Below are 25,287 nucleotides of genomic sequence, written 5' to 3' on the forward strand. Positions count from 1 at the left end.
GCGTAGCCTGTACAGAAAGGTAAACGAGGCCTCTATGACTGTACCCATCGCAATCATCGGCACCGGCATCGCCGGACTCTCGGCAGCCCAAGCCTTGCAAGAGGCCGGGTACGTCGTTCAATTGTTCGATAAAAGCCGTGGCAGCGGCGGTCGCATGTCGAGCAAACGCAGCGACGCCGGCGCACTGGACATGGGCGCACAATATTTCACCGCCCGTGATCGCCGCTTTGTCATTGAAGTCCAGCGCTGGCAAGCCAATGGCTGGGTCGCCGAATGGACGCCGCAGCTCTACCACTATCAGGGTGGCCAGCTCAGCCCATCACCGGATGAACAGACCCGCTGGGTCGGCACCCCACGCATGAGCGCCATCACCCGCGCGCTGATCGGCGATACGGAAGCGCATTTCGCTTGCCGGATTACCGAGGTCTATCGTGGCGAAGAACATTGGCATTTGCAGGATGCCGAAGGCTTCACCCACGGCCCCTTCAGCCATGTCGTCATCGCTACGCCTGCGCCGCAAGCCACTGCCCTGCTGGCCTCCGCGCCGAAACTCGCCGGGGTCGCCGCCGGGGTAAAAATGGACCCGACCTGGGCCATTGCGCTGGCCTTCGACACGCCGCTGGATACGCCGATGGAAGGCTGCTTTGTACAGGACAGCCCACTCGACTGGCTGGCGCGTAACCGTAGCAAACCGGGGCGCGACACTACCCTCGACACCTGGGTATTGCACGCCAACAGCAACTGGAGCCGACAACATATCGACCTGTCTAAAGAGGCAGTGATCGAGCAACTGCACGGCGCCTTCGCCGAGTTGCTGCACGATTCCATGCCTGCGCCGGTCTTCAGCCTTGCCCATCGCTGGCTCTACGCCCGTCCGTCCAGCAGCCATGAATGGGGCGTATTGGCCGATGCCGACCTGGGCTTGTACGTGTGTGGCGACTGGTGCCTGTCAGGGCGGGTCGAAGGCGCCTGGATGAGCGGCCAGGAAGCAGCTCGCCGCCTGCACGCACACTTGCAGTGAAACGCGTCAACCCGCGCAGACATTGCACGATGAATCCCACAGGAAGAGGGAGCCGGTAAAACTTGTACAAACAATTTGACTTGTACACCCTTGGATCTATGATCAAACCGTGTTGTACAGCGCGAACAGCCTGTACAGGTATAGATCCGAGGTGCCTCCATGCCCAGCGACTCAGCAAGCAAACCGAAAATCGCTGTCAGTGCCTGCCTGATGGGCGCCGAGGTACGTTACAACGGCGGGCATAAAGCCTCTCCGCTGTGCAGTCGAACCCTCACGGATTATTTCGAGTTCATTGCAGTGTGCCCGGAGGTCGCCATCGGCCTGGGGGTTCCCCGCGAACCGATTCGACTGGTCGGCAATCCGCAGCAACCTCGCGCCGTCGGTACGGTTCACCACGAACTGGATGTCACTCAGGCGCTGACGAACTACGGCCAGCAAATGGCCGGCGCGCTGGGCGATATTTGCGGCTATATCTTCATGCAAAAATCACCGTCCTGTGGCCTGGAGCGAGTCAAGGTTTACCACGCCAACGGCAGCCCGCACGACGGCGGTGCACGCGGCATCTACGCTCAAGCGTTTTGTGCCCGACACCCGGACCTGCCGGTGGAAGAAGACGGTCGACTGAACGATCCCGTACTACGCGAGAATTTCCTGACCCGGGTATTTGCCTACTCAGCCTGGCAGGAGCTCCTGCAAAACGGCTTGAGTCGCAATGGCCTGACCGACTTTCACGCACGCTACAAATACCTGTTGATGGCCCATAACCCACTGCAATACCAAGCCTTGGGCAAGCTCCTGGGTGATATGGGCCAGACCGATCCCGATGAACTCGGCCCGCGCTATTTCAGCGAGCTGATGGCGGCACTGAAAAAATGTGCCACCCGCGGCACCCACACCAATGTGCTGCAACACCTCAGCGGCTATCTCAAACAGGTCATCAGCGCCGAAGACAAACAGGAAGTGCAGCATGTGATCGGTCAGTACCGCCACGGCATCGTGCCCTTGGTGGTACCGCTGACATTGCTCAAGCATCACTTGCGCCATCATCCCGATCCGTACGTTATGCAGCAGGCGTACCTGCAACCGCACCCGGAAAATCTCAGCTTGCGAAATGCGATTTAAATGAAAACCGAACCTGACATTCATCCCCATGACGACAGCCCAGCCACCGGCGATCAACAGCCCCCGGAGAACGATTGGCTGCCGATTCGCGAAGTTGCACGAATCACCGGCGTCAACGCCGTTACCCTGCGCGCCTGGGAACGTCGCTATGGCCTGATCGTGCCGCTGCGTACGTCCAAGGGACACCGACTGTTCTCGGTCGAACATGTGCAGCGGATCCATGACATTCTCACCTGGCTCAATCGCGGCGTGGCCGTCAGCCAGATCAAACAGCTGCTGGATACGCCAGCAGCATTGCGTGAACCGGTCACAAATGACTGGCACGTCCTGCGCCTCAAGCTGATGCAGGCGATCGGACAACTCGCTGAGCGCCAGCTCGATGAGACGCTCAATCAGGCCATGTCGTTGTATCCACCGCGCACCTTGTGCGAGCAACTGCTGATGCCGCTGCTGGCCGAACTCGAGCAGCGCTGGCAAGGTCAGTTTGGCGCGCAGATGGAGCGGGCGTTCTTTTATTCCTGGTTGCGCAGCAAGTTCGGTGCGAGGGTCTACCACAACAACCGTCAGTTGCGCGGCGCGCCGTTGCTGCTGATCAATCACTCCGACTTACCCCTGGAGCCGCATCTGTGGCTCATCGCCTGGCTGATCAGCAGCGCCGATTGCCCCGTGGAAGTGTTCGACTGGCCGTTGCCAGCCGGCGAATTGGCACTGGCGGTCGAGCATCTGCAAGCGCGTGGCGTGCTGCTGTATTCCAGTAAAACAATCGATCTCAAACATTTATTGAAACTTCTGACCAATGTCGACGGCCCAAAACTCATGGCCGGCCCTGCGGTGTGCATCCACCACGCCGAGTTGTCCGCCAAAACCTCTGAAATAGCCGATTTATTTCTGGCCGAAGATCCGTTGTCGGCCCATCAGGCACTGGTTCAGCGTGGGCTCATTTAAATGCTTGTAGGCAAAACTTCCCTGCAATTGATCTGGCTGCGCAGCGACTTGCGTCTGCATGACAACACTGCCCTCTCGGCCGCCGCAGCTCGTGGTCCATGCGTGGCGGTGTATTTGTTGAGCCCGCAGCAATGGCATGCCCACGATGATGCACCGTGCAAAGTGGATTTCTGGCTGCGTAACCTGCTCGAGTTGAGCCACGCCCTCGGCGAGCTGAACATTCCCTTGCTGATCCGTACTGCCGCACGCTGGGATGATGCGCCGCAGGTGCTTGGCCAGTTATGCACAGAGCTGAACGTCGAGGCGGTTCACGTCAACGAGGAATACGGCGTGAATGAAAGTCGCCGTGATGCAGCCGTCAGCAAGACTCTCGACGCTGCGGGCATTGGCTTTTACAGCTACCTCGATCAATTGCTGCTCAAGCCCGGCAGCGTGCTGACCAAAACCGGTACGTACTTCCAGGTCTTCAGCCAATTCCGCAAAGCTTGCTACACCCGCCTGCAGGTTGCATTACCGCGCCTGATTGCCGCCCCCGGGGTTCAGATGCCAACGGCCATCAACCGTGACCCGATTCCATTGCAGGTCGAGGGCTTCGACACACCAAGCGAACATCTGCGCGTGCTCTGGCCCGCCGGTGAAGGTGAAGCTCATCGGCGTCTGGAGCACTTCGCCCAAGGGCAGATTGATGACTACAAGGACCAACGCGACTTCCCGGCTAAACCCGGTACCAGCCAGTTGTCCGCGTACCTCGCAGCCGGGGTGATTTCGCCACGCCAGTGCCTGCACGCCGCCGTGCAAAGCAATCAAGGCGAGTTCGAAAGCGGCAGCGTCGGCGTCATCACCTGGATCAACGAACTGCTCTGGCGCGAGTTTTACAAACACATTCTGGTGGGCTATCCACGGGTCTCCCGGCACCGCGCCTTTCGCCCGGAAACCGAAGCCCTTGCCTGGCGCGACGCTCCGGATGAGCTGGCGGCCTGGAAAGAGGCGCGCACCGGGCTGCCGATCATCGATGCTGCCATGCGCCAACTGCTGGAAACCGGCTGGATGCACAACCGTCTGCGGATGCTGGTGGCGATGTTCCTGACAAAAAACCTGCTGATCGACTGGCGCGAAGGTGAGCGTTTTTTCATGCGCCATTTGATTGATGGCGATCTGGCCGCGAACAACGGCGGCTGGCAGTGGAGCGCTTCCACCGGCACCGATTCGGCGCCCTGGTTCCGGATTTTCAACCCGCTGAGCCAGTCGGAAAAATTCGACGCTGAAGGTCTGTTCATCAAGCACTGGCTGCCGGAACTGGCGGGGCTGAACAACAAATCTATCCACAATCCGGCGGCCATGGGCGGACTGTTTGGCGTGGCCGACTATCCACTGCCAATCGTCAATCTGGGTCAGTCACGCGAGCGCGCACTGGCGGCATTCAAACATTTGCCTTCGCGTCTGGATCTCGGAGCGAGACATGACTGAAAAGGAGAGTGGATTGAGTCATACAACGCCACGACGGTATTGGCTGACGGGAGCCGGCAACGGCATTGGTGCTGCACTGGCCGAGGAACTGTTGAAGTCCGGCATGCACCTGGCGGTCAGTGCTCGCACGATTGCACCATTGAAAGTCCTGGCCCAGCGCTATCCGGGGCAAGTGCTGGTGGTGGCGGGCAATCTGACCAGCAGTCAGACCGTGCGCGAGATTGGCGAACGGATCCAACAGGAGTGGGGCTCGCTGGACACCGTGATTATCAATGCCGGCACCTGTGAATATGTTGACACACAGCAGTTCGACACCTCGATCATCGAACATGTGGTGCGCACCAACCTGCTCGCCAGCAGCTATTGCATCGACGCCGCCCTGCCGCTGCTGCGCGCTGGTATCGCCCCCCATCTGGTGGGTATCGCCAGCTCAGTGACTGATCTGGCCCTGCCTCGGACCGAAGCTTATGGCGCCTCGAAAGCCGGGCTGCGGTATCTGTTTGAGTCCCTGCGCATCGACCCCGCCTCGGAAGGTGTTGAAATCACCCTGGTTAGCCCCGGTTCCGTCGCCCCCCTGCTGAGCGGGAACAACGACTATCCAATGCCACAAATCTGGTCGGCCGACAACGCCGCACGCCACGTCGTCGAAACCCTCAAGCAGCGCCCGCAGGAAATCCCCCTCCTGGCCCTGTCGATGGTTGCACTCTGGCCTTTGTCGAAAATGTCCAACCGCGCAAAATTAGTGATCGGCAAACGCATGGTCAGGCGCGCGCCGCCAAGCATCGATACGCCGCAAACGGATCATGACCAACACCTGTCGACAACCCCATCCGGTTGAGCGTCCGTCAGGCCTTTCACACAGTTACGGCGCGCTGCCTTACACTGCGCACCTATGAACACGATCCCCATCAAGACCATCGCCGAACCGGCGGTCACCTGCTCGACCTGCGCAGCCTGCTGTTGCCAGCTCGAAGTCATGCTGATCACCGACACTGGCGTGCCCGAGCGTTTTATCGACACCGACGATTGGGGCGGGGAAGTCATGCTGCGCCTGGATGACGGCTGGTGCGCCGCGCTGGATCGCGACAGCATGATGTGCACCATTTACGAAAAGCGCCCGCTGATCTGCCGGGAGTTCGAGATGGGCGCACCGGAGTGCATCGACGAGCGCCAGGGGATTGCGACGGTGTATCGCTGATCCTGATTTGCACAGCCCCCTCACCACAATTACCCACCATGCGTCGGCACATTACAGCGGCATCGTGTAATGCAACGCGTAGCTTTCTATACCGTCATTGGTGACGTTGATATGGGCGTTGGAGTAATGCGTCGCGCGAATCCCGATTTCATGCCCGCCAGCAAACCGCAGGCCGAACCCCAATCGATCCTCAAATTGAAAAGCCTCGCCCAACCGGCGATCGTCCACTTCGTCGTGAGCGAATACCGCAACGCCGATGCCGGCCTCCAGATAAGGTTTGACGGTTTGCCCGGAAAACTCATAAACGAACACCGGAGAGAACGACAGGCTGTGATTGCTTACAGTCTTGTCACCATTCCAATAGGTGTACGCACCGCTCCAGTAGCCCGTCACGCGCCCGACATCAGTCTGCCACCAGCTTTTGTCCCAATCCCATTGCAGGCCCAGGCGATAAGTCTGGGTCGAACCGCTGGTCTGGCCAACCGCAAACTCGACGCCAGCGGCTTGTGCGGTAAAACTGTGCCCCAACAACGCGACCGCGATCGCGGCTAAACAGAACAGTCGCTTCATGAGAAACATCCTTTTCTGAACGATTATGTTTGGTTTTTATGGCTCGCCAGTCGTGCTATGAAAATCCACGCTTCAACAGAAATTCATCCACGTGAAGCGCTCCCCAATCGATTTTCTACAGACTGAAGCTTTGCACAACACCGGCGTTATGCCAGAGCAGCGGCAGGATATTTCTCAAGTGCTCGGGGCTGGCACTGGTCCAGAACTGCGCGTCGCGAGGTGGCCCTACTGCGAGCAACTCACGCTCGGCCAGCAGGCGCTGGGTTTGCCGGGCAACCGCCGCGCCAGTATCGATCAGGCTGATATCGGCGGGGAGCATTTGCTTGAGCAATGGCTTGAGGAAAGGATAGTGCGTGCAACCGAGAATAATCGTGTCACACCCGCCCGCCAGCAGAGGTTCGAGATAACCGGCCAGTAACTGGCACAGCTCCTGGCTGTGCAGGTCACCGGCTTCGATCAGTTCCACCAACCCTGGGCACGGCTGAGTGATGACCCGTACATCGGTAGCAAAACGGTCGAGCAAGGCCGCGAACTTGGCGCTCTGCAACGTCCCGGTAGTGGCGAGCACACCGACCACGCCACTGCGAGTGGCCGCGGCAGCTGGCTTGACCGCAGGCTCCATGCCGATGATGGGCCAGTCCGGGTAGTCGCGACGCAAATCCGCGACACCGGCCACGGTTGCCGTGTTGCAGGCCACGACCAAGGCCTTGGCACCTTGCCGGACAAAAAACTCCGCGACTACGCTGCAACGCTGGCGAATGAACTCGGGAGATTTCTCGCCATAGGGAATGTTCCCGCAATCGCCGACATACAACAGCGATTCATTGGGCAACAATTGCTGGATCTCGGCCAGCACCGACAACCCGCCGACCCCGGAATCGAACACGCCGATGGGCGCTTCACGCATGCCTGCCCCCGCAAACACTGCAGCCTGGATCACGCTTGACCCGCAACTCGCGGAACCGCGCCCCCAAGGCATCGATTAATAATAACCGTCCCACCAACGGCTCACCGAACCCGACCAACAGTTTCAGCGCCTCAAGCGCTTGCAGGCTACCCACCAACCCCACCAACGGACCGAGCACGCCGGCCTCGCTGCAGGTCAGTTCGGCTTCGCTGCCGTGCCCGTACAAGCAGTGGTAACACGGGCTTTCGGCGCGACGTGGGTCGAACACCGACAACTGCCCTTCCAGGCGAATCGCCGCACCGCTGACCAAGGGTTTTCGCGCCGCTACACACGCCGCGTTCACCGCTTCGCGGGTGGAAAAATTGTCGGAGCAATCGAGCACCACATCGACCGCCGACACCGCAGCGGCCAACGAGTCTTCGTCCAGCGCGGTGCGATGAGCGATCAGTTGAATCTCGGGGTTTAACGCTGTCAGACGCCGGATCGCCGAGTCGACCTTGCTCAGCCCGACGCTGTCGGTATCGTGAATGATCTGCCGTTGCAGGTTGGTCAGGTCGACCGTATCGAAGTCCGCCAGATGCAACTCACCGACGCCGGCAGCCGCCAGGTACAGCGCGACCGGCGCACCAAGCCCGCCGAGGCCGACGATCAAGACGCGGCTTTGCTTGAGTCGCAATTGGCCGTCGATGTCGACGTGTTGCAACAGAATCTGCCGGCTATACCGCAACAGCTCCTGATCATTCAGCACGGTAGACGCCCCAGACTGATACGTTCATGGTCACCGAGGTCCTTGCGGCTGTGGACCTCTTCAAAACCTTGGGTCAGCAGCAAATCGCGCACGGCATCGGCCTGATCATAACCGTGCTCGAGCATCAACCAGCCGCCCGCCTCCAGGTGGCCAGGCGCCTGGGCGATGATCAAACGCAAGTCATCGAGCCCGTCGGTGCCGGCCACCAACGCACTGGCCGGCTCGAAACGCACGTCACCGACCACCAGGTGCGGGTCGGCGCAGGCGATATAAGGCGGGTTGCTGATGATCAGCGTGTAACGATGATCTTTCAGCGCACTGAACCAGTGACTGCTGAGCACCGTGACGTTGTTCAAGTGCAGACGCTGGCGATTGCGCTCGGCCAGGGCCACGGCCTCGAGGATCCGGTCCACTGCAGTGACTTGCCAGGCTGGACGCTCGCTGGCCAACGCCAGGGCAATCGCGCCGCTGCCGGTGCCCAGATCGAGAACCTTGGCCGGTGTCGCGGGCAACAGTTCCAGGGCAGTTTCAACCAGCAACTCGGTGTCCGGACGCGGGATCAGCGTATGCGGCGCCACTTCCAGGTCCAGCTTCCAGAAGCCCTGCTGGCCGAGAATATAGGCCACCGGCTCGCCGGCGCGGCGACGTTGCAGGTACTCGGCAAAGATCAGCGCGGCTTCGCTGGGAACGATGCGCTCCGGCCAGGTGTGCAGAAAACTGCGGGACTTGCCCAGGGCCGCGGCCAGCAGCAATTCAGCATCCAGGCGCGCGGTCGGCGAGTCAGGCAGGTCGGCTGCACGTAACAAACTGGCAATGATGGTCATTTATTCACCTATCGCTGCCAGTTGATCTGCCTGGAATTCGGCCAATAACGGCTCGATCACGGCATCGACGCCACCCGCGAGGATTTCGTCGAGGGAATACAGCGTCAGGTTGACCCGATGGTCGGTGACCCGCCCCTGGGCGAAATTGTAGGTACGGATTCGCTCGGAGCGGTCGCCCGAGCCCACCAGCAATTTGCGCTCGCTGGCGATGGCATTCGCCGCAGCGCTGGTTTGCTGGTCATTCAATTTAGCCGAGAGCCAGGACATCGCCCGCGCCCGGTTCTTGTGCTGGGACCGTTCTTCCTGGCACTCGACCACGATGCCCGACGGCAAATGGGTAATCCGGATCGCCGAGTCGGTCTTGTTCACGTGCTGACCGCCTGCGCCGGAGGAGCGATAGGTATCGACGCGCAAATCTGCCGGGTTGATCTCGATCGCTTCCTGTTCGTCCGGCTCAGGCAATACCGCCACGGTACACGCCGAGGTGTGGATACGGCCCTGGGATTCGGTGGCCGGAACCCGTTGCACGCGGTGCGCGCCGGATTCGAACTTCAGCTTGCCGTAGACATTGTCGCCTTCGACCCGCGCGATAACTTCCTTGAAGCCGCCGTGTTCGCCGATGTTCTCCGACAGAATCTCGACCCGCCAGCCACGCCGTTCGGCGTAACGCGAATACATGCGGAACAGATCGCCGGAGAAGATCGCCGCTTCGTCGCCGCCAGTACCGGCACGAATTTCCAGGAACACGTTGCGCCCGTCGTTCGGGTCCTTGGGCAACAGCATGCGTTGCAGGCTGGCTTCAAGTTCGATCAGTTGCTCTTTGGCTTCGCGGACTTCTTCGACGGCCATTTCGCGCATGTCCGGATCGCTGTCCTTAAGCAGCGCCTGGGCACCTTCGAGATCGCCCTGGACCTTGAGCAGCTGTTTATAGGTGGCGACAATCGGCTCAACTTCCGCGTATTCCTTGGAATAGGTGCGGAATTTGTTCTGATCGGAAATGACTTCGCCATCGCCAAGCAAGGCGGTCAGTTCCTCGAAACGGTCCTGGAGGATGTCCAGCTTATTGAGCAGTGACGCTTTCATTGCGGTTTTTTATCCGAAGAGCTATCCGAGTTGCCCTCACCGAGGGCAAAGAGTTCCTGGGCCATGGCCAGCGCATCGAGGCGGCCTTCGGCGGTAAGCTTTTTCAACTGCACGCTGGGGGCATGCAACAGTTTGTTGGTCAGGCCACGAGCCAGTTGCACCAGCACGTCTTCAGCGCTGCTGCCGTTGGCAAGCAGACGCTGGGCCTTTTGCAATTCTTCATCACGCAGGCGTTCGCTCTGTTGACGATAGGCCTTGAGCACATCCACCGCTGCCAGTTCACGCAGACGAACCATGAAGTCATCGGCGCCGATGGAAACCATCTCTTCCGCCGCCTGGGCAGCACCCTGACGGCTCTTGAGGTTTTCAGCGACCACTTCGTGGAGATCGTCGACGCTATAGAGGTAAACGTCGTCCAACTCGCCGACTTCCGGTTCGATATCCCGTGGTACAGCGATATCAACCATGAAGATCGGTTTATGTTTGCGCAGTTTCAAGGCACTTTCTACCGCGCCTTTGCCAAGAATCGGCAACTGGCTGGCGGTTGAGCTGATGACGATATCACTGCGCACCAGTTCTGCCGGGATGTCCGAGAGTAGCACCGCGTGGGCGCCAAACTGCTCAGCCAGGATGCTGGCGCGCTCCAGGGTCCGGTTGGCGACCACAATCCGCTTCACGCCCAGCTCATGCAAGTGGCGGGCGACCAGGGTAATGGTCTCGCCAGCGCCGATCAGCAATGCCTGGCTGCGCTGCAAATCGCTGAAAATCTGTTTCGCCAGGCTGACCGCGGCAAACGCCACGGACACCGGGTTTTCACCGATGGCGGTATCGGTTCGCACCTGTTTCGCCGCATTGAACGTGGCCTGGAACAAACGCCCAAGCAGCGGACCAATGGTTCCAGCCTCGCGGGCCACGGCATAGGCCGATTTCATCTGGCCGAGAATCTGTGGCTCGCCCAACACCAGCGAGTCGAGCCCGGAAGCGACACGCATCATGTGACGAACTGCCGCATCATCTTCGTGCACATAAGCGCTGGCACGCAGCTCTTCGAGGCTCAAATGGTGATAATCGGCCAACCAGCGCAACACGGTATCGGCAGAAAGCTGATCCTGTTCTATATAGAGTTCACTGCGATTGCAGGTGGAGAGGATCGCAGCTTCGCGGCTGTCGGTGAGTCGGCAGAGCTGCTGCAAGGCCTCAACCAGCTGTTCCGGGGTAAAAGCCACGCGCTCGCGGACGTCTACGGAAGCAGTCTTGTGGTTAATACCGAGTGCAAGGAAGGCCATTCAAGATCGCTGATGATGTCGAGAAGCCGACAATTGTCCTACTTCGCCTGACTCAGAACAACCATTGCCGACTATTGTCCTGATACCTTGCCTCTATACAGGGGCTCGAGCACCTGAACAGGGATTGAGTTCAACGGCAAATTGACAGGCCGGTTATGTTTGGTCGAAGGCTTGTGTCATGATGATCCGACCGCAGGTTAGTCGTCCTCTTCCCCTATGAATAGATCTTCCGCGTTGCTCCTCGCTTTTGTCTTCCTCAGCGGCTGCCAGGCCTTGGCACCCGTTTCGCCGAGCGGTACGCCGCCGGTCGAAGGCAGCACGAAGGCCCCTGAAAAGCCCAAGGTTTACAGCTCGTTCAGCGAAGACACGATCTTCAGCCTGCTGAGCGCGGAACTGGCTGGCCAACGCAATCGTTTCGACATTGCCCTGGACAACTACGTGACCCAGGCCGTCAACACCCAGGACCCGGGCATCTCCGAGCGAGCCTTTCGCATCGCCGAATACCTTGGCGCCGATCAGGCAGCGCTTGATAGCTCGCTGATCTGGGCGAAAAACGCGCCGAACGACCTCGAAGCACAGCGCGCCGCCGCCGTGCAGCTGGCCCGCGCCGGGCGTTATGACGACTCCATGGCCTATATGGAGAAGGTTCTGCTGGGCAAGGGCGATACTCACTTCGACTTCCTCGCCCTGTCTGCAGCCGATACCGATCAGGACACCCGCAACGGCCTGATGAAGAGTTTTGACCGTTTGCTGCTGCGCCACCCGAAGAACAGCCAGCTGATTTTCGGCAAGGCCCTGTTGCTGCAACAGGACGGTGACACCAAGGGTGCACTGGCACTGCTTGAGAAAAACCCTCCGCAAGACGGTGAAATCGCCCCGATTCTGTTGCGCGCGCGCCTGCTGCAAAGCCTTAACCGTGGCAAAGAAGCGCTGCCGCTGCTGGAAAAAAGCATCCGCAAATACCCGGACGACAAACGCTTGCGCCTGACGTATGCCCGCATGCTGGTCGAACAGGACCGCATGGACGACGCCAAAGAGCAGTTCTCAAGCCTGGTCCAGCAGTATCCAGAAGACGACGAGTTGCGCTATTCCCTGGCACTGGTTTGCCTGGAAGCCAAGGCCTGGAAGGAGGCCAAGGGTTACCTGGAAGACCTGATCGCCCGAGAAAGCCATGTCGACTCGGCCCACCTGAACCTGGGTCGCATCGCCGAAGAACGCAACGACCCGCAAGGCGCCCTGATCGAGTACGCACTGGTCGGCCCGGGCAACGACTATTTACCGGCGCAACTGCGTCAGTCCGACATCCTGATGAACAACGGACGCACCGCCGAAGCCCAAAGCCGTTTGGCCAGGGCACGCGACGAACAACCGGATTACGCGATCCAGCTGTATCTGATCGAAGCCGAAACCCTGTCTGCCAACAAGCAGGACGATCGCGCCTGGGCCGCTCTCGATAAAGGCTTGAAGCAGTATCCGGACGATCTGAATCTGCTTTATACCCGGGCCATGCTCGCGGAAAAACGCAATGACCTGGCGCAGATGGAAAAAGACCTGCGACTGATCATCAAGCGTGATCCGGATAACGCCATGGCGCTGAATGCCCTCGGTTACACCCTGTCCGACCGCACCACGCGTTACGACGAAGCCAAGACCTTGATCGAGCACGCGCACCAGCTGAACCCGGAAGACCCGGCTGTTCTCGACAGCCTCGGCTGGGTGAATTACCGCCTGGGCAACCTCGATGTAGCCGAACGCTACTTGCGCCAGGCCCTGGAGCGTTTCCCCGATCAGGAAGTCGCGGCGCACCTGGGTGAAGTCCTGTGGGCCAACGGCAAGCAACGCGAAGCCAAACAAATCTGGGGCAAATTCCTCAAGGAACAACCCGACAGCCCAACCCTGCGCAGCACCATCAAGCGCCTGACCGGTTCCGAGACTCTTTAAAATCATGTTTTTGCGCCACATCATCGTTTTCAGCTTCATCGCCCTGCTCGCCGGTTGCGCGGGCTTTGGCGCCCGTGAATCCGTCGAGGGCCACGGCAATCCCGCGCAATGGCGCGTGCACAAACAGCAATTGACCAGCCTCGACGGCTGGCAAATCAACGGCAAGGTCGGTATCCGGGCCCCGAAAGACTCGGGCAGCGGCACCGTGTTCTGGCTGCAACGACAGGACTATTACGATATTCGTCTGTCCGGCCCGCTCGGTCGCGGTGCTGCCCGCCTGACCGGTCGTCCTGGCCAGGTGTCGCTGGAAGTGGCCAACCAGGGTCGCTTTGAGGCGCCAACGCCTGAAGCCCTGCTTGAAGAACAGCTGGGCTGGAAACTGCCGGTTTCGCATTTGGTCTGGTGGGTTCGTGGATTGCCTGCACCTGACAGCAAAAGCCGCCTGAACCTGGATGCCGACAGTCGCCTGGCCACGCTTGAACAGGATGGCTGGCAAGTCGAGTACCTCAGCTACATCCAGCAAAACGGTTATTGGCTGCCTGAGCGGATCAAACTGCACGGCACCGACCTTGATGTCACGCTGGTGATCAAGGACTGGCAACCTCGCAAATTGGGGCAATGACATGCCTGCCACTCGCCTGACCCTGCCCTCGCCGGCAAAACTGAATTTGATGCTGCATATCCTGGGCCGCCGTGAAGACGGCTACCACGAGTTACAGACGCTGTTTCAATTTCTCGATTACGGCGACGAAATCACCTTCGCCGTACGCGATGACGGTGTCATTCGCCTGCACACCGAGTTCGAAGGCGTCCCTCACGACAGCAACCTGATCGTCAAAGCCGCGAAAAAACTTCAGGAACAATCCGGTTGTTCGCTGGGCATTGATATCTGGATCGAAAAAATCCTGCCCATGGGCGGTGGAATCGGTGGCGGCAGTTCGAATGCGGCCACCACGCTGCTGGGCCTCAATCATCTCTGGCAACTGGGCTGGGACGAGGATCAACTGGCCACGCTGGGCCTGACGCTCGGCGCAGACGTCCCGGTTTTCGTCCGTGGGCACGCGGCTTTTGCTGAAGGCGTGGGAGAAAAGCTCACCCCTGTAGACCCGGAAGAACCGTGGTATCTCGTGCTGGTGCCGCAAGTATCTGTAAGTACAGCAGAAATTTTTTCAGATCCGCTGTTGACACGTAACTCTTCTCCCATTAAAGTGCGCCCCGTTCCCAAGGGAAACAGTCGAAATGACTGCTTACCGGTGGTAACAAGGCGTTATCCAGAGGTACGTAACGCTTTGAATTTGTTAGGTAAATTTACCGAAGCAAAACTCACCGGAACTGGAAGTTGTGTGTTTGGGGGCTTCCCAAGCAAAGCTGAAGCTGATAAAGTCTCGGCCCTTCTTACAGAGACCCTTACAGGGTTTGTAGCAAAAGGAAGCAACGTTTCGATGTTGCATCGCAAGCTGCAAAGTCTGCTCTAAAAGAACCGGGTACTGGGTACTCGTTGCAACAGATACAGGGGCGTCGCCAAGCGGTAAGGCAGCAGGTTTTGATCCTGCCATGCGTTGGTTCGAATCCAGCCGCCCCTGCCATTTTCCTATACTCATCCAGGTTACCCTCAGCCTTCAGGTACTGCGCGTGTCCAAGATGATGGTCTTTACGGGGAACGCTAACCCCGATCTGGCTCGGCGTGTCGTACGTCAGCTGCATATCCCTCTCGGTGACATTTCTGTCGGTAAGTTCTCCGACGGCGAAATCACTGCCGAGATCAATGAAAACGTCCGCGGTAAAGACGTCTTCATTATTCAGCCGACTTGCGCTCCGACCAACGATAACCTGATGGAACTCGTCGTGATGGCTGATGCCTTCCGTCGTTCCTCAGCCACTCGAATCACTGCGGTGATCCCCTACTTTGGTTATGCCCGTCAGGATCGCCGTCCGCGTTCCGCACGTGTGGCTATCAGCGCGAAAGTCGTCGCTGACATGCTTACCGTAGTCGGCATCGATCGTGTTCTCACGGTTGATTTGCATGCTGACCAGATCCAGGGCTTCTTCGATATTCCGGTAGATAACATCTACGGCTCCCCGGTACTGGTGGATGACATCGAAGATCAACGCTTCGAAAACCTGATGATCGTGTCCCCGGACATTGGCGGCGTCGTGCGTGCACGTGCTGTTGCCAAATCCCTGGGCGTGGATCTCGGGATCATCGACAAGCGCCGTGAGAAAGCCAATCACTCTGAAGTGATGCATATCATCGGTGATGTCGAAGGGCGTACCTGTATTCTGGTTGACGACATGGTCGATACCGCCGGCACTCTGTGCCACGCGGCTAAAGCCTTGAAAGAGCATGGCGCTGCCAAAGTCTTTGCCTACTGCACACACCCTGTGCTGTCGGGTCGGGCCATCGAAAACATTGAAAATTCCGTGCTGGACGAGCTGGTAGTGACTAACACCATCCCGCTGTCCGCTGCAGCACAAGCCTGTGCACGTATCCGCCAACTGGATATCGCACCGGTAGTTGCCGAAGCAGTTCGCCGCATCAGCAACGAAGAATCGATCAGCGCGATGTTCCGCTAAGGGCCCTGCCCTTCGGATACATCTCGATGACGAAAAGCGCCCCGCCCCGGCATAACCTGTCGGGGCGGGGCTTTTTTGCCCATATCGCCTTTAGCGCTGGTCGCAAACGCTGGGGCGAATGTGGTTATTTTGGAGATACAACATGAACGATTTTACTCTGAATGCTGAAGTGCGTTCCGACCTGGGGAAAGGTGCGAGCCGCCGCCTGCGTCGTCTCGCAAGCCTGGTTCCAGCTGTAGTTTACGGTGGCGAAAAAGCCCCTGAATCCATCAGCATGCTGGCCAAAGAAGTTGCCAAACTGCTCGAAAACGAAGCGGCTTACAGCCACATCATCGAGCTGAATGTTGGCGGCACCAAGCAAAACGTAATCATCAAGGCTCTGCAGCGTCACCCGGCCAAAGGCCACGTGATGCACGCTGACTTCGTACGCGTTGTTGCTGGTCAGAAACTGTCCGCTCACGTTCCTGTGCACTTCGTCAACGAAGCTGCTGCAGTGAAAAAAGGCGGCGAAATTTCGCACGTTGTTGCTGAAGTTGAAGTTTCCTGCCTGCCAAAAGACCTGCCTGAATTCATCGAAGTCGACCTGGCTAACGCCGAAATCGGTTCGATCATTCACCTGTCCGACCTCAAGGCCCCTAAAGGCGTTGAATTTGTTGCTCTGGCTCACGGTAACGACCTGGCTGTTGCCAACGTTCACGCTCCACGTGTTGCTCCAGAAGCTGCAGAAGGCGCTGCAGAGTAATTCACTCTGTACGCTGGAGTGACCCAGTAACATCGCGGACTGGAACGTAGCGAGAAAGCGGGCGGGAACGCGAAGTTTACATAATGGTAAATGAGCATTTTTCGTCCACTTTCGCCGCACACCCCCATTGCAGCGATGTTATCCACCACTCCAAAGAAGGGCCCCTGATGTGACTGCCATAAAACTGATCGTTGGCCTGGGAAATCCAGGCGCCGAATACGAACAGACCCGGCATAACGCAGGGGCCTTTTTTGTTGAGCGCATCGCGCAAGCACAAGGCGTCAACCTTGTAGCCGATCGCAAATATTTCGGCCTGACCGGGCGCTTCTCGTATCAGGGTCAGGATGTTCGTCTGTTGATTCCCACCACCTACATGAACCGTAGCGGACAGGCCGTGGCGGCTCTTGCCGGTTTTTTCCGGATCAAACCGGAAGAAATACTGGTGGCGCATGACGAACTCGACTTGCCACCCGGCGTTGCCAAGCTCAAGCAGGGCGGCGGGCATGGCGGTCACAACGGGTTGCGCGACATCATCGCGCAACTGGGCAATCAAAATACCTTTTACCGCTTGCGGCTCGGCATTGGCCACCCAGGCGTTGCCAGTATGGTTTCAAACTTTGTCCTGGGTCGTGCGCCACGCGCCGAACAGGAAAAACTCGATGCCAGCATCGACTTTGCCCTCGGCGTGCTGCCGGATATCCTCGCCGGAGAATGGAACCGCGCGATGAAAAACCTGCACAGCCAGAAGGCCTGACTCTAACTCCTAGGGGAAACACCATGGGATTCAATTGCGGCATCGTCGGCCTGCCTAACGTCGGCAAGTCCACCCTATTCAACGCCCTGACCAAATCCGGTATCGCGGCCGAGAACTTCCCCTTCTGCACCATCGAACCGAATACCGGTATCGTGCCGATGCCGGATAAGCGTCTGGAGGCCCTGGCGGCCATCGTCAATCCAAAGCGCATCCTGCCGACCACCATGGAATTCGTCGACATCGCCGGCCTGGTTGCCGGCGCCTCGAAAGGTGAAGGTCTGGGCAACAAGTTTCTGGCCAACATCCGCGAAACCGATGCCATCGCTCACGTGGTCCGCTGCTTCGAAGACGAGAACGTGATTCACGTTTCCAACAGCGTCGACCCGAAACGCGACATCGAGATCATCGACCTCGAACTGATCTTCGCCGACCTCGATAGCTGCGAGAAGCAACTGCAGAAAGTCACCCGCAACGCCAAGGGCGGTGACAAGGACGCCGTGGTTCAGAAAGGCCTGCTGGAGCAGTTGATCGCTCACTTCACCATCGGCAAGCCTGCGCGCAGCCTGATGAAGAACATGAGCACCGATGAGAAAGCGGTGATCCGTGGCTTCCACCTGCTGACCACCAAACCGGTCATGTACATCGCCAACGTTGCCGAAGACGGCTTCGAAAACAACCCGCTACTCGACGTGGTCAAGGCCATCGCCGAAGAAGAAGGCGCAATGGTTGTGCCGGTCTGCAACAAGATCGAAGCGGAAATCGCCGAACTTGAAGACGGCGAAGAAAAAGACATGTTCCTCGAAGCCCTGGGTCTCGAAGAACCTGGCCTGAACCGCGTAATCCGCGCTGGCTACGAAATGCTGCACCTGCAGACCTATTTCACCGCCGGCGTTGAAGAAGTCCGCGCCTGGACCGTCCGCGTCGGTGCCACCGCACCACAAGCCGCTGGCGTGATCCACACCGACTTCGAGAAAGGCTTCATTCGCGCCGAAGTCATCGCCTACAACGACTTCATCCAGTACAAAGGCGAAGCCGGTGCCAAAGAAGCCGGTAAATGGCGTCTGGAAGGCAAGGATTACATCGTCAAAGACGGCGATGTGATGCACTTCCGCTTCAACGTCTAAGTTGTAGTTGGCATTGTAGGTGATTGCTTAGGGTTGCATTGCAGCTCAGAAATCTCCAGAAAGCCCCCATTACTGGGGGCTTTCGCGTTTCTATGGCATGCATGAGATTGCAGCAGCATGCACAAAAAAACGACTACACCGGTGTATACGGTTCTTGGACAGCCCTCGACTAGGTGTATACGACGGCAATTTTCCGAAAAGGGACAGTGCCTGGATGCTTACGGACGCTCACTGCCGGGCTGCCAAGCCCAAAGCCAAGCTGTACCGCATCAACGATGCTAGAGGCCTTTATCTAGAGGTGAAACCGAACGGCGTGCGCGCTTGGCGTTACCGATTCAAACTGAGTGGACAGGCCTCCTGGTTCGCTCTAGGCGACTACCCTAGTATCTCGCTGGCAAATGCTCGCGAGAAATGCGACGGGGCTCGCAGGCTAGTCAGACAGGGAATTAGCCCAGTACAGAATCGGCAATTGGAGAAAATTACGCGAGAGCTTGATGCCTCGAATACGTTCGAATCTGTCGCCTCGGAATGGCTCGCATTGAAAGACTGGGAGCCTGTGACGAAAACACGTCGCCTGGGGATGCTCAAAAGAGTTGTGTTTCCATCAATTGGAAAACTCCCCGTGCGGACTATCAAGCCAGCGCACGTTTTAGACATTCTTAACAGGACGGTTAGGCGTGGCGCACCATCCATTGCGGCGGAAGCTAAACGCACGATGTCGGCAGTATTCGAATTAGCTGTCGCAACCCTGAGAGCCGACAGTGACCCTGTTTGACCAGTAAGAAAGGCTTTGCCACCGAACAAGACACAACACAAAGCGGCACTATCCCCTGTCCAGGTTGGCAACCTGCTCAACGCTTTCGAATCACATGGAGGTCACTTTCAAACCGTCATGGCTTTCAACTCATGTGGTTGACGCTGACCCGTGCCAACGAAAGCGTGCAAGCTCAATGGCAGGAGTTCGACCTCCCAAATGCCTTATGGAAGATCCCGAAGGAGCGGATGAAAGCCAGAAGGGAGCACACGCTTCCCTTACCTCGCCAAGCAATTTCAATCCTGAAGGCGATGCACCCGATTACCGGGCATGGTACATACGTTTTTCCTAATCGGGACGATCGCCAGCGGCCGATGGCCGACGCATCCTTTCGTCAGGCGCTGAAAAAGCTTGGATGGGCGACAATCTATAGTCCACACGGTACGCGGACCACCGGAAGCACTAGGCTCAATGAAATGGGTTACAGGGCGGACGCAATTGAAGCCAAACTCGCCCATGCAGAGCCGAACGCTGTGCGCCGTGCATATAATCACGCAACGTATATGGATGAGCGGATCAAGATGATGCAGCACTGGGCCGATCAGCTGGATCGGTGGAAAACGGAGGCTTCACATACTTAGAGTTGATAGCGAGATGGATTGCGCAGCTTTTAGACTCGCACTGATTGGGCGTATCTTAGAGCACGTTGAGACTCAGATACTTTCTGATGATCAGCGCACCGCGCTGTTTGAAGCCTTAGAGAAACCGGGGGAAACTTTCTTTGAGCTTCAGTCCGCAGACATCCAACCAAGATTGCGATCTTTGAGAAAAGCCGCTTCGGATGCTAGGCGCCTTACTCAATCCCTAAAGCTGGTCGACGAGCTAGATGTCGAACACTTTGATCATGGCTCTGATGAGAGCATCAAGATTTCTAGTCAGATTAAATCGCACGATGCCACGGCTGATCGCCTAGAAATAGTCATTAATGAAATTTTAGAAAAATCGAAAAGCCCCCCTACCCTCGTTCACTGATTTAACTGCTAACACTACCCTGGCAATGAAATGCGTAATGCTAAATTTGTTTTCCACGAACAAATCAAAATTAGATTGAAGCACCACAATCACAATGTTCGAATACGGTAAAGATTTTTCTAAGCAGGTCGCCCATAACGACGCTGTTGGTAGGCAACTTTTTGAGCTGGCGTCGCCGCTTATTGAACCCCTCCATAGAGCGATGGCCCTCACCGTAGAATCAATTGACTTCGAGCCGGACGAAGCACTAGTTAAAGAACAGGAAGAAGAGTTTCGTTTAATGCAACTACTACCTGACTTTAAATCGCTAGAGCAGAAACCATGGCAATATCACTAGTACACAAAATCCATATAGCGTTAACGATGGATTCGGATCACGAGATATTCGCCTTACCTATCTTGGCACATGCCAATTTTACATGAAGGGGCATTACTGCTCAGGATTACGCTTCAATTGGGTAAGGCACCGCGAGCATAATGCCCCCCAGTAACGCAGCTCGAACGACACCATGAACAAAGCCCAACGTTGGATAGTGAAATGCCAAGATCCTGCGGATGGAAGCGGCGACGTTATCGTTGACTTACCACCGGACCTAGTCGCCGACCTAGCGTGCTGTTCTCGAAATTATTTTCCTCTGATGTTGGCTACACTTCCCCTGTCATCCAGCGCTCGGGGGAACGCCAATGAACGCTCAGGAAATTATTCTCAGCCCAGAATAGCAGGTCGAACTGAGCCGCCGAGTTCGTTCGGCCACGATCAGTCAGCGCGACGGTCGTCGTGCCCGAGTGATCCTGCTGGCAGCCCAAGGCTGCTCGCGAGTGGAGATCGCGCGCCTGACGGGACTATCACTGCCCACGGTCACCAGTTGGTGCCAGAGTTTCCGAACCCTGCGATTGGACGGTTTGCTCGACAAACCGGGACGCGGTCGCAAAAGCTCATTGCCCGAAGAGGCCGTACGCCGTGTTCTGGAGAGCGTCACTCGGCCACCGTTCGGAGAGCCGAGGTGGAGTTGTCGCATCATGGCGTGCTGATCTTATGGATCCAGCCAGGTGTCGCGAATGCCTTTGTGGCGTCGGTACAGGTACAGGCTCACGCGTGCAATCAACATCAGAGTGATCACGATGATCGCCGGCCACCATGAGTCGCCAAAGTATATCTCCAGAATGTTGTAGAGCAACGCGAAGGGCAGAAAAATGACTGCGTAGAGCAAAATTTCCTTGATGGTCTGAACCATGGTTATTAGCACTCGTCTTCTTCATATTTGGACACACACTTGACAATGGCTTTGCTGACCTGGAAACCCGCCTGAACTTTCACGGCTGTTTTGATCGTGTCGGCATGAGCCGCCTTGCGCACGGCCAGTTTTGCGGCTCGATTGGCCGTGTTGGCGGCCTGGCCTGACAACGCTCGGTAGGCTTTGGCCGACTTATAGACCGTTTTAGCCGAGCTGAGCATGCCTGGAGCCAATGCCCCGGCCGCAGCCGCGACACCCACATGCTTGAGATTAATATCAATGCATCTCCACTTGATATCCGTCAGTTCCCTGTCGTTATCCCAGTTATCCTTCATCTGCCCCAGAACCTGTTTGCCGGCCTGCATGCCTACTTCGATGGTGGCTCCCAGAGCTGCCCTGGCCAGAAAACCGCCGATGATCAACAGCGGCACGATCAACCCACTCGGGTCATAGGCCACCGAAGGCGCATTCAGCGCATAGGCATAGGCATTCGGCCCGCCCCGAAAACCGATCGGATCCTGGCTGGCATAACGGCCCGCTTCGGGCAGGTAGTAGCGGTGGCGGTTGTAGTACAGGCCGCTTTCCCGGTCGTGGTATTGCCCCTGGAAACGGATGGGCTGGTCGGCCGGGCCGGTTTCCTGTTTCACGGCACGCCAATCGTCATTATGTGCCTGCCAGATCGTTCGACCCTGTTCGTTGTCCAGACGCAGTGGCGTGCCGATGTGGTCGGTATGGAAGAAGCCGATGGCCGGCGCGCCCAGCACCGGATGGCATTGCTCGGGCAGTGGCTGGTCAGCGGCAGCCATCTCGCGGCGAATCATCAGCAGGTCCGCACTGTCAGGCTTGCGGTTCTGTTCGATGCGCAGCAGCGGGATGAAACTGTCGGGCTCATGCACGGTGGTGCGCAGCAGGTCGTCGAATACCTCGGCGCATTGCCGCTCGCCGTCCCAGCCAAAGCGGATCACCTGTTGCCCATCGTCTTGCCGGACCACCTTGGCGATACGCCTGGACAGACCATCATAGCGATAGCGGGCCTGGGTGATCACGCCATCGGCCCGCTGGCGGGTGGCACTCACCAGGCGGTTGGCGCCGTCGTATTCCAGGTGCAGGTGTTCTCCATCAGGAGCGTGGCGCGCCACCAGGTTGCCCCGGGCATCGAAGCGGTACTCATGACCTTCCAGGCGCTCGACACGATTGCCGCTCCACGCTCCTGGCGGCTGTGCTGCCTGGAGCGAGTCGAATTGCGAGCCTACATAGCCCGAGCGGTACAGTTCGTTGTGGGCGTACTGCCGTTGCTGGTCACCGGCCTGCTGCTGCCCGCTGTCGAGCCGGTTGCCGGCCGGGTCGTAGCGGTAGATGTTCGGCACTTCGCTGCCGTGCTGGCTGGCGTCCAGCCGGCCGCCACGGTCGTAGCGATAACGCAGGCCGGGCCTGAGGTTGTCATCGACCTGTACAAGCTGGCCCAGGGGATCATAGCGATACTCGCGTTGCCAGTCCTCGGCAGTGGCCAGGGTGATCCGACTGCGAGTCAGGCGCCCCATGGCATCGTGTTCGCGCCCCTGTTCCAGCAAGGCGTGCGGCTTGCCCTTCAGACGTGCCTCGCGCCGCTGTTCACGGTGCAGGGCGTCACGTTCAAAGGCCATCTCGGCATGGGCCGCCAGCACGCCATGCAGATGCCCCGAACCGTACGTCAGCCAGGTAATCGGCGGCGCATCGCCATAGCGGCTGCTTTCGCGCACGCCCAGGGCGTCATGCTGATGGGTGACGCTGTAGACCCAGCCGTCGGCATGGATCTGGCTTTCCAGGCTCAGGTTGCCCGCCGGGTCATAGGCCAGGCGCACTTCGCAATCCGGTCCTTTGACCATGGCCAGACGGCCGTCCGGCAGCCAGCCGTAGTGTTCGCTGAATGCGTCTGCCGTAGCAGTCGCCGGCAGGTGACGGCGAATCAGCTGGCTATCGCGGTTGTACTCATAGTGCGTCTCGCGGCCTTCGGCATCGATACGGGTGACCAGCTCACCGGCCAGGTTGTAGCGGTAGTGCTGGCGGCGGCCATCGAAGCCGTTCTCTTCGACCAGGCGGTCCAGTGTGTCGAAAGCGAAGGTGGCCTGGGCGCCGTTCTGGTTGGTGATCCTGCACAGTCGACCGGCGGCGTCGTAGCGGTAATCCAGTGCATCACCGGTGCTGTCGGTGGCCCTGACCAGGCGTCCGACCCGATCCCATTCCAGTTGCGTGCAGTGCCCATGTGTATCGGCAATATGGGTTTGTCTGCCCTGAGCGTCGTAATGGTAGGCCAGGCGGGTGCCGTCGGCCAGGGTCACTTCGATGACCTGTCCCAGCCGATTGTAGACGTAGCAGGTGGAGCGGCCTGCCGGATCGGTCTCGGCAAGTAGGCGCCCTTCGCTGTCGTATTCGTAGGAATGGGTCTGTCCGGAGCAGTCGGTGATACGGGAAGGCAGCCCCAGGCGGTTCCATTGCACCTGTTTCACCCCGCCCTTGCTGTCGCTGATCCGGGTGGCTCGGTTGGGCAAGGTGGAGTCATCGTAGTGGTAGCGAATCGTCCCGGTTGGCCCGCTCACACAAGTCAGGCTGGTGGTCTCGTTACGTTCGAAGATCCATCGCCGCCCCATGGCATCGATCAGTTCCTTGAGCAGGCCGGTTTCTTCGTCGAGGGTCTGGCGATAGTGCTTCTTGCCTGGCGATCGCTCGGCCAGCACCCGGCCCTGTCCATCGAGCTGCCGGCGTGACTCGCGGCCCAGCGGATCGCGCACGGCCACCTGGCGGCCGAACATGTCGTGCTCGAATGACGTGCGGCTGCCGTCGGGCCGGATCAGCGCTGTCCAGCGCCGTTCGCCATCCTGGCCAGAGAACTCATAACGTTCTGTGCGCCCGAGGCTGTCGACCACATCGGTGGCATCGCTGTAATAACGAAACTCCCGGACCAGGCCATCGGTTTCGATCTGCCTCAGCACCCGCCCGTCTGGCCGGTGCCCGTCCCATTCATAGCGCACCTCCAGGCCGCCCGGTTCGCTATGCGCAACCATGATGTGATTGTTCCAGGCGAACACCCGGACAACGACGCCCAGCCGGTCGCGTACGGCGATCAGGTCGCCGCTTTCATTGAATTGGTAGCGCACCAGCCAGTCGTTGCCACTGGACTGCGGATCGAAGTGCTCGGGCACAGGACCGTCCGGGTTGGCCAGGACCACACCGCAGAGGCGCACGCCATCATCGCCCGGTTGTGCCTGGCACACCTGCTGGTAGACCAGCGCATAACTTCGTCCGGCGCTGTCGCGAATACTGGTCAGGAATCCGCGTGGGCTCCAGTTGAACAGGGTCGGGTAGCCGCTGCGGCCAAAGGTCGATTGCAGGCGCCAGAGATCGTTGGCCTGGCGCGCGAAGCTCAGGTAGCTGTTGCCGTCGAGCACGACGACCACGTGTGGATTGCGTTGCAGGGCCGGTGCCACCCTGGCCCAGCGCCCGGTCCAGGCCACATGCTCCTGTCGCTCGTCTGGGGTGTCGCCCCGGCGCAGCCAGAGCTGCTCGCTGCCTGAATACCAGGTCGCGCCAGGCGCCAGTGGTGGAAAGGTGATGCGCCGGCCCTGGGCATCGATCAGCACGCAGCCGTCGGCGTTCAGCTCCAGCAACAGGCTTTCGCCCGGTAGCCACCAGCCCTGGCCAAGTCGGCTGATCCTCGGGTTGCTCGACAGGTAGCCACGGCCGAAGCTGAAGGTATCCGGCGCCGCCAGGGCGAAGTCGACCTCTTCGGGAAGCAGCTTGCAGCCCAGTATGGGGTTGACTGGCTGGCCGACGAAGGGCACGCAGGCCGAGGCTCGATCAGCCAGGCCCGAGGCCATGCTGCCGACATGCACGTTCGGGGAGCCTGTGGCAATCACATTGCCGGATACCTTTTCACCCACATGGGAAACGGGAAGGCCAGAGCCGCTCATAAAACTGTTCCTG

General features: G+C 58.7%; 23 protein-coding genes, 1 tRNA gene and 2 pseudogenes. 18 read left to right on the forward strand and 8 right to left on the reverse strand.

Features of this window, described 5'->3' with window-relative positions:
• Positions 1 to 34: 34 nt before the first annotated feature.
• From AC1RJ3_RS12795 to AC1RJ3_RS12820, 6 genes are all read left to right on the forward strand, one after another.
• Positions 35 to 1,021 carry an NAD(P)/FAD-dependent oxidoreductase gene (locus AC1RJ3_RS12795; protein WP_054595631.1) on the forward strand — a complete coding sequence of 329 codons (987 nt, stop codon included), beginning with the start codon at positions 35 to 37 and terminating at the stop codon, positions 1,019 to 1,021.
• A 159-nt stretch (positions 1,022 to 1,180) separates the two neighbouring features.
• Positions 1,181 to 2,143, forward strand: coding sequence for a YbgA family protein (locus AC1RJ3_RS12800; protein WP_103318440.1), 963 nt, complete (start codon positions 1,181 to 1,183; stop codon positions 2,141 to 2,143).
• Complete coding sequence (locus AC1RJ3_RS12805; protein ID WP_054595629.1) at positions 2,144 to 3,088, forward strand: MerR family transcriptional regulator; 945 nt, start codon at positions 2,144 to 2,146, stop codon at positions 3,086 to 3,088.
• Positions 3,089 to 3,109: 21 nt separating this feature from the next.
• Positions 3,110 to 4,555, forward strand: a complete 1,446-nt coding sequence (gene phrB, locus AC1RJ3_RS12810; RefSeq protein WP_493079240.1) for a deoxyribodipyrimidine photo-lyase — start codon at positions 3,110 to 3,112, stop codon at positions 4,553 to 4,555.
• Positions 4,556 to 4,568: 13 nt separating this feature from the next.
• On the forward strand, positions 4,569 to 5,393 hold the full coding sequence (locus tag AC1RJ3_RS12815) for an SDR family NAD(P)-dependent oxidoreductase (protein ID WP_493079241.1): 825 nt from the start codon (positions 4,569 to 4,571) through the stop codon (positions 5,391 to 5,393).
• 54 nt (positions 5,394 to 5,447) lie between these two features.
• Positions 5,448 to 5,753 carry a YkgJ family cysteine cluster protein gene (locus tag AC1RJ3_RS12820; RefSeq protein ID WP_054595627.1) on the forward strand — a complete coding sequence of 102 codons (306 nt, stop codon included), beginning with the start codon at positions 5,448 to 5,450 and terminating at the stop codon, positions 5,751 to 5,753.
• Positions 5,754 to 5,804: 51 nt separating this feature from the next.
• Here the strand turns inward: AC1RJ3_RS12820 and AC1RJ3_RS12825 are convergent, their stop codons facing one another.
• The 6 genes from AC1RJ3_RS12825 to hemA form a co-directional block, all read right to left on the reverse strand.
• A complete protein-coding gene (locus AC1RJ3_RS12825; protein ID WP_493079222.1) occupies positions 5,805 to 6,323 on the reverse strand; it encodes an acyloxyacyl hydrolase in 519 nt (172 codons plus the stop codon).
• A gap of 115 nt (positions 6,324 to 6,438) precedes the next feature.
• Entirely contained in the window at positions 6,439 to 7,230 is a 792-nt protein-coding gene (gene murI / locus AC1RJ3_RS12830; protein ID WP_347928908.1) for a glutamate racemase, read from the reverse strand.
• The gene (locus AC1RJ3_RS12835; RefSeq protein ID WP_493079223.1) at positions 7,223 to 7,978 is read right to left on the reverse strand and encodes a molybdopterin-synthase adenylyltransferase MoeB; all 756 of its coding nucleotides are present in this window, start codon (positions 7,976 to 7,978) and stop codon (positions 7,223 to 7,225) included. Before AC1RJ3_RS12835 ends, murI begins: the two co-directional genes overlap by 8 nt.
• Entirely contained in the window at positions 7,972 to 8,802 is an 831-nt protein-coding gene (gene prmC, locus AC1RJ3_RS12840) for a peptide chain release factor N(5)-glutamine methyltransferase (RefSeq protein ID WP_493079224.1), read from the reverse strand. The genes AC1RJ3_RS12835 and prmC overlap by 7 nt, the downstream gene beginning before the upstream one ends.
• Positions 8,803 to 9,885, reverse strand: coding sequence for a peptide chain release factor 1 (gene prfA, locus AC1RJ3_RS12845; protein WP_054595622.1), 1,083 nt, complete (start codon positions 9,883 to 9,885; stop codon positions 8,803 to 8,805). It lies immediately after the preceding gene.
• Positions 9,882 to 11,171: a glutamyl-tRNA reductase gene (hemA, locus tag AC1RJ3_RS12850; RefSeq protein WP_054595621.1), complete on the reverse strand. Its 1,290-nt coding sequence runs from the start codon at positions 11,169 to 11,171 to the stop codon at positions 9,882 to 9,884. Before hemA ends, prfA begins: the two co-directional genes overlap by 4 nt.
• 216 nt (positions 11,172 to 11,387) lie before the next feature.
• On the opposite strand from hemA, the gene AC1RJ3_RS12855 reads away from it, so the two are divergent.
• The 12 genes and pseudogenes from AC1RJ3_RS12855 to AC1RJ3_RS12910 form a co-directional block, all read left to right on the forward strand.
• Positions 11,388 to 13,112 carry a tetratricopeptide repeat protein gene (locus AC1RJ3_RS12855; protein WP_216741294.1) on the forward strand — a complete coding sequence of 575 codons (1,725 nt, stop codon included), beginning with the start codon at positions 11,388 to 11,390 and terminating at the stop codon, positions 13,110 to 13,112.
• Between the two features lie 4 nt (positions 13,113 to 13,116).
• The gene (lolB, locus tag AC1RJ3_RS12860; RefSeq protein ID WP_493079225.1) at positions 13,117 to 13,734 is read left to right on the forward strand and encodes a lipoprotein insertase outer membrane protein LolB; all 618 of its coding nucleotides are present in this window, start codon (positions 13,117 to 13,119) and stop codon (positions 13,732 to 13,734) included.
• Position 13,735: 1 nt separating this feature from the next.
• Positions 13,736 to 14,587 (forward strand): 4-(cytidine 5'-diphospho)-2-C-methyl-D-erythritol kinase, encoded by an 852-nt coding sequence (ispE, locus tag AC1RJ3_RS12865; protein WP_216741296.1) that lies wholly within the window; start codon positions 13,736 to 13,738, stop codon positions 14,585 to 14,587.
• 36 nt (positions 14,588 to 14,623) lie between these two features.
• Positions 14,624 to 14,698: transfer RNA gene (locus AC1RJ3_RS12870), tRNA-Gln, on the forward strand.
• Between the two features lie 46 nt (positions 14,699 to 14,744).
• A complete protein-coding gene (locus AC1RJ3_RS12875) occupies positions 14,745 to 15,686 on the forward strand; it encodes a ribose-phosphate pyrophosphokinase (RefSeq protein ID WP_003171603.1) in 942 nt (313 codons plus the stop codon).
• Positions 15,687 to 15,828: 142 nt separating this feature from the next.
• Positions 15,829 to 16,428, forward strand: coding sequence for a 50S ribosomal protein L25/general stress protein Ctc (locus AC1RJ3_RS12880; RefSeq protein ID WP_054595617.1), 600 nt, complete (start codon positions 15,829 to 15,831; stop codon positions 16,426 to 16,428).
• Between the two features lie 169 nt (positions 16,429 to 16,597).
• Positions 16,598 to 17,182: an aminoacyl-tRNA hydrolase gene (gene pth / locus AC1RJ3_RS12885; protein ID WP_054595616.1), complete on the forward strand. Its 585-nt coding sequence runs from the start codon at positions 16,598 to 16,600 to the stop codon at positions 17,180 to 17,182.
• 23 nt (positions 17,183 to 17,205) lie between these two features.
• On the forward strand, positions 17,206 to 18,306 hold the full coding sequence (gene ychF / locus AC1RJ3_RS12890; protein WP_347928904.1) for a redox-regulated ATPase YchF: 1,101 nt from the start codon (positions 17,206 to 17,208) through the stop codon (positions 18,304 to 18,306).
• Positions 18,307 to 18,520: 214 nt separating this feature from the next.
• Positions 18,521 to 19,701, forward strand: a pseudogene (locus AC1RJ3_RS12895) (tyrosine-type recombinase/integrase).
• 13 nt (positions 19,702 to 19,714) lie between these two features.
• Positions 19,715 to 20,092: a hypothetical protein gene (locus tag AC1RJ3_RS12900; protein WP_493079226.1), complete on the forward strand. Its 378-nt coding sequence runs from the start codon at positions 19,715 to 19,717 to the stop codon at positions 20,090 to 20,092.
• A gap of 94 nt (positions 20,093 to 20,186) precedes the next feature.
• Positions 20,187 to 20,429, forward strand: a complete 243-nt coding sequence (locus tag AC1RJ3_RS12905; RefSeq protein WP_347928902.1) for a hypothetical protein — start codon at positions 20,187 to 20,189, stop codon at positions 20,427 to 20,429.
• Positions 20,430 to 20,821: 392 nt separating this feature from the next.
• Positions 20,822 to 21,118: pseudogene (locus AC1RJ3_RS12910) on the forward strand (helix-turn-helix domain-containing protein); the annotation flags it as partial.
• 8 nt (positions 21,119 to 21,126) lie between these two features.
• On the opposite strand, the gene AC1RJ3_RS12915 reads toward AC1RJ3_RS12910, so the two are convergent.
• Positions 21,127 to 21,327, reverse strand: a complete 201-nt coding sequence (locus tag AC1RJ3_RS12915; RefSeq protein WP_258696797.1) for a hypothetical protein — start codon at positions 21,325 to 21,327, stop codon at positions 21,127 to 21,129.
• 5 nt (positions 21,328 to 21,332) lie between these two features.
• Positions 21,333 to 25,274, reverse strand: coding sequence for an RHS repeat-associated core domain-containing protein (locus AC1RJ3_RS12920; RefSeq protein ID WP_493079227.1), 3,942 nt, complete (start codon positions 25,272 to 25,274; stop codon positions 21,333 to 21,335).
• Positions 25,275 to 25,287: the final 13 nt, after the last annotated feature.

The sequence above is a fragment of the Pseudomonas sp. GW822-FHT04C11 genome, assembly GCF_058800905.1.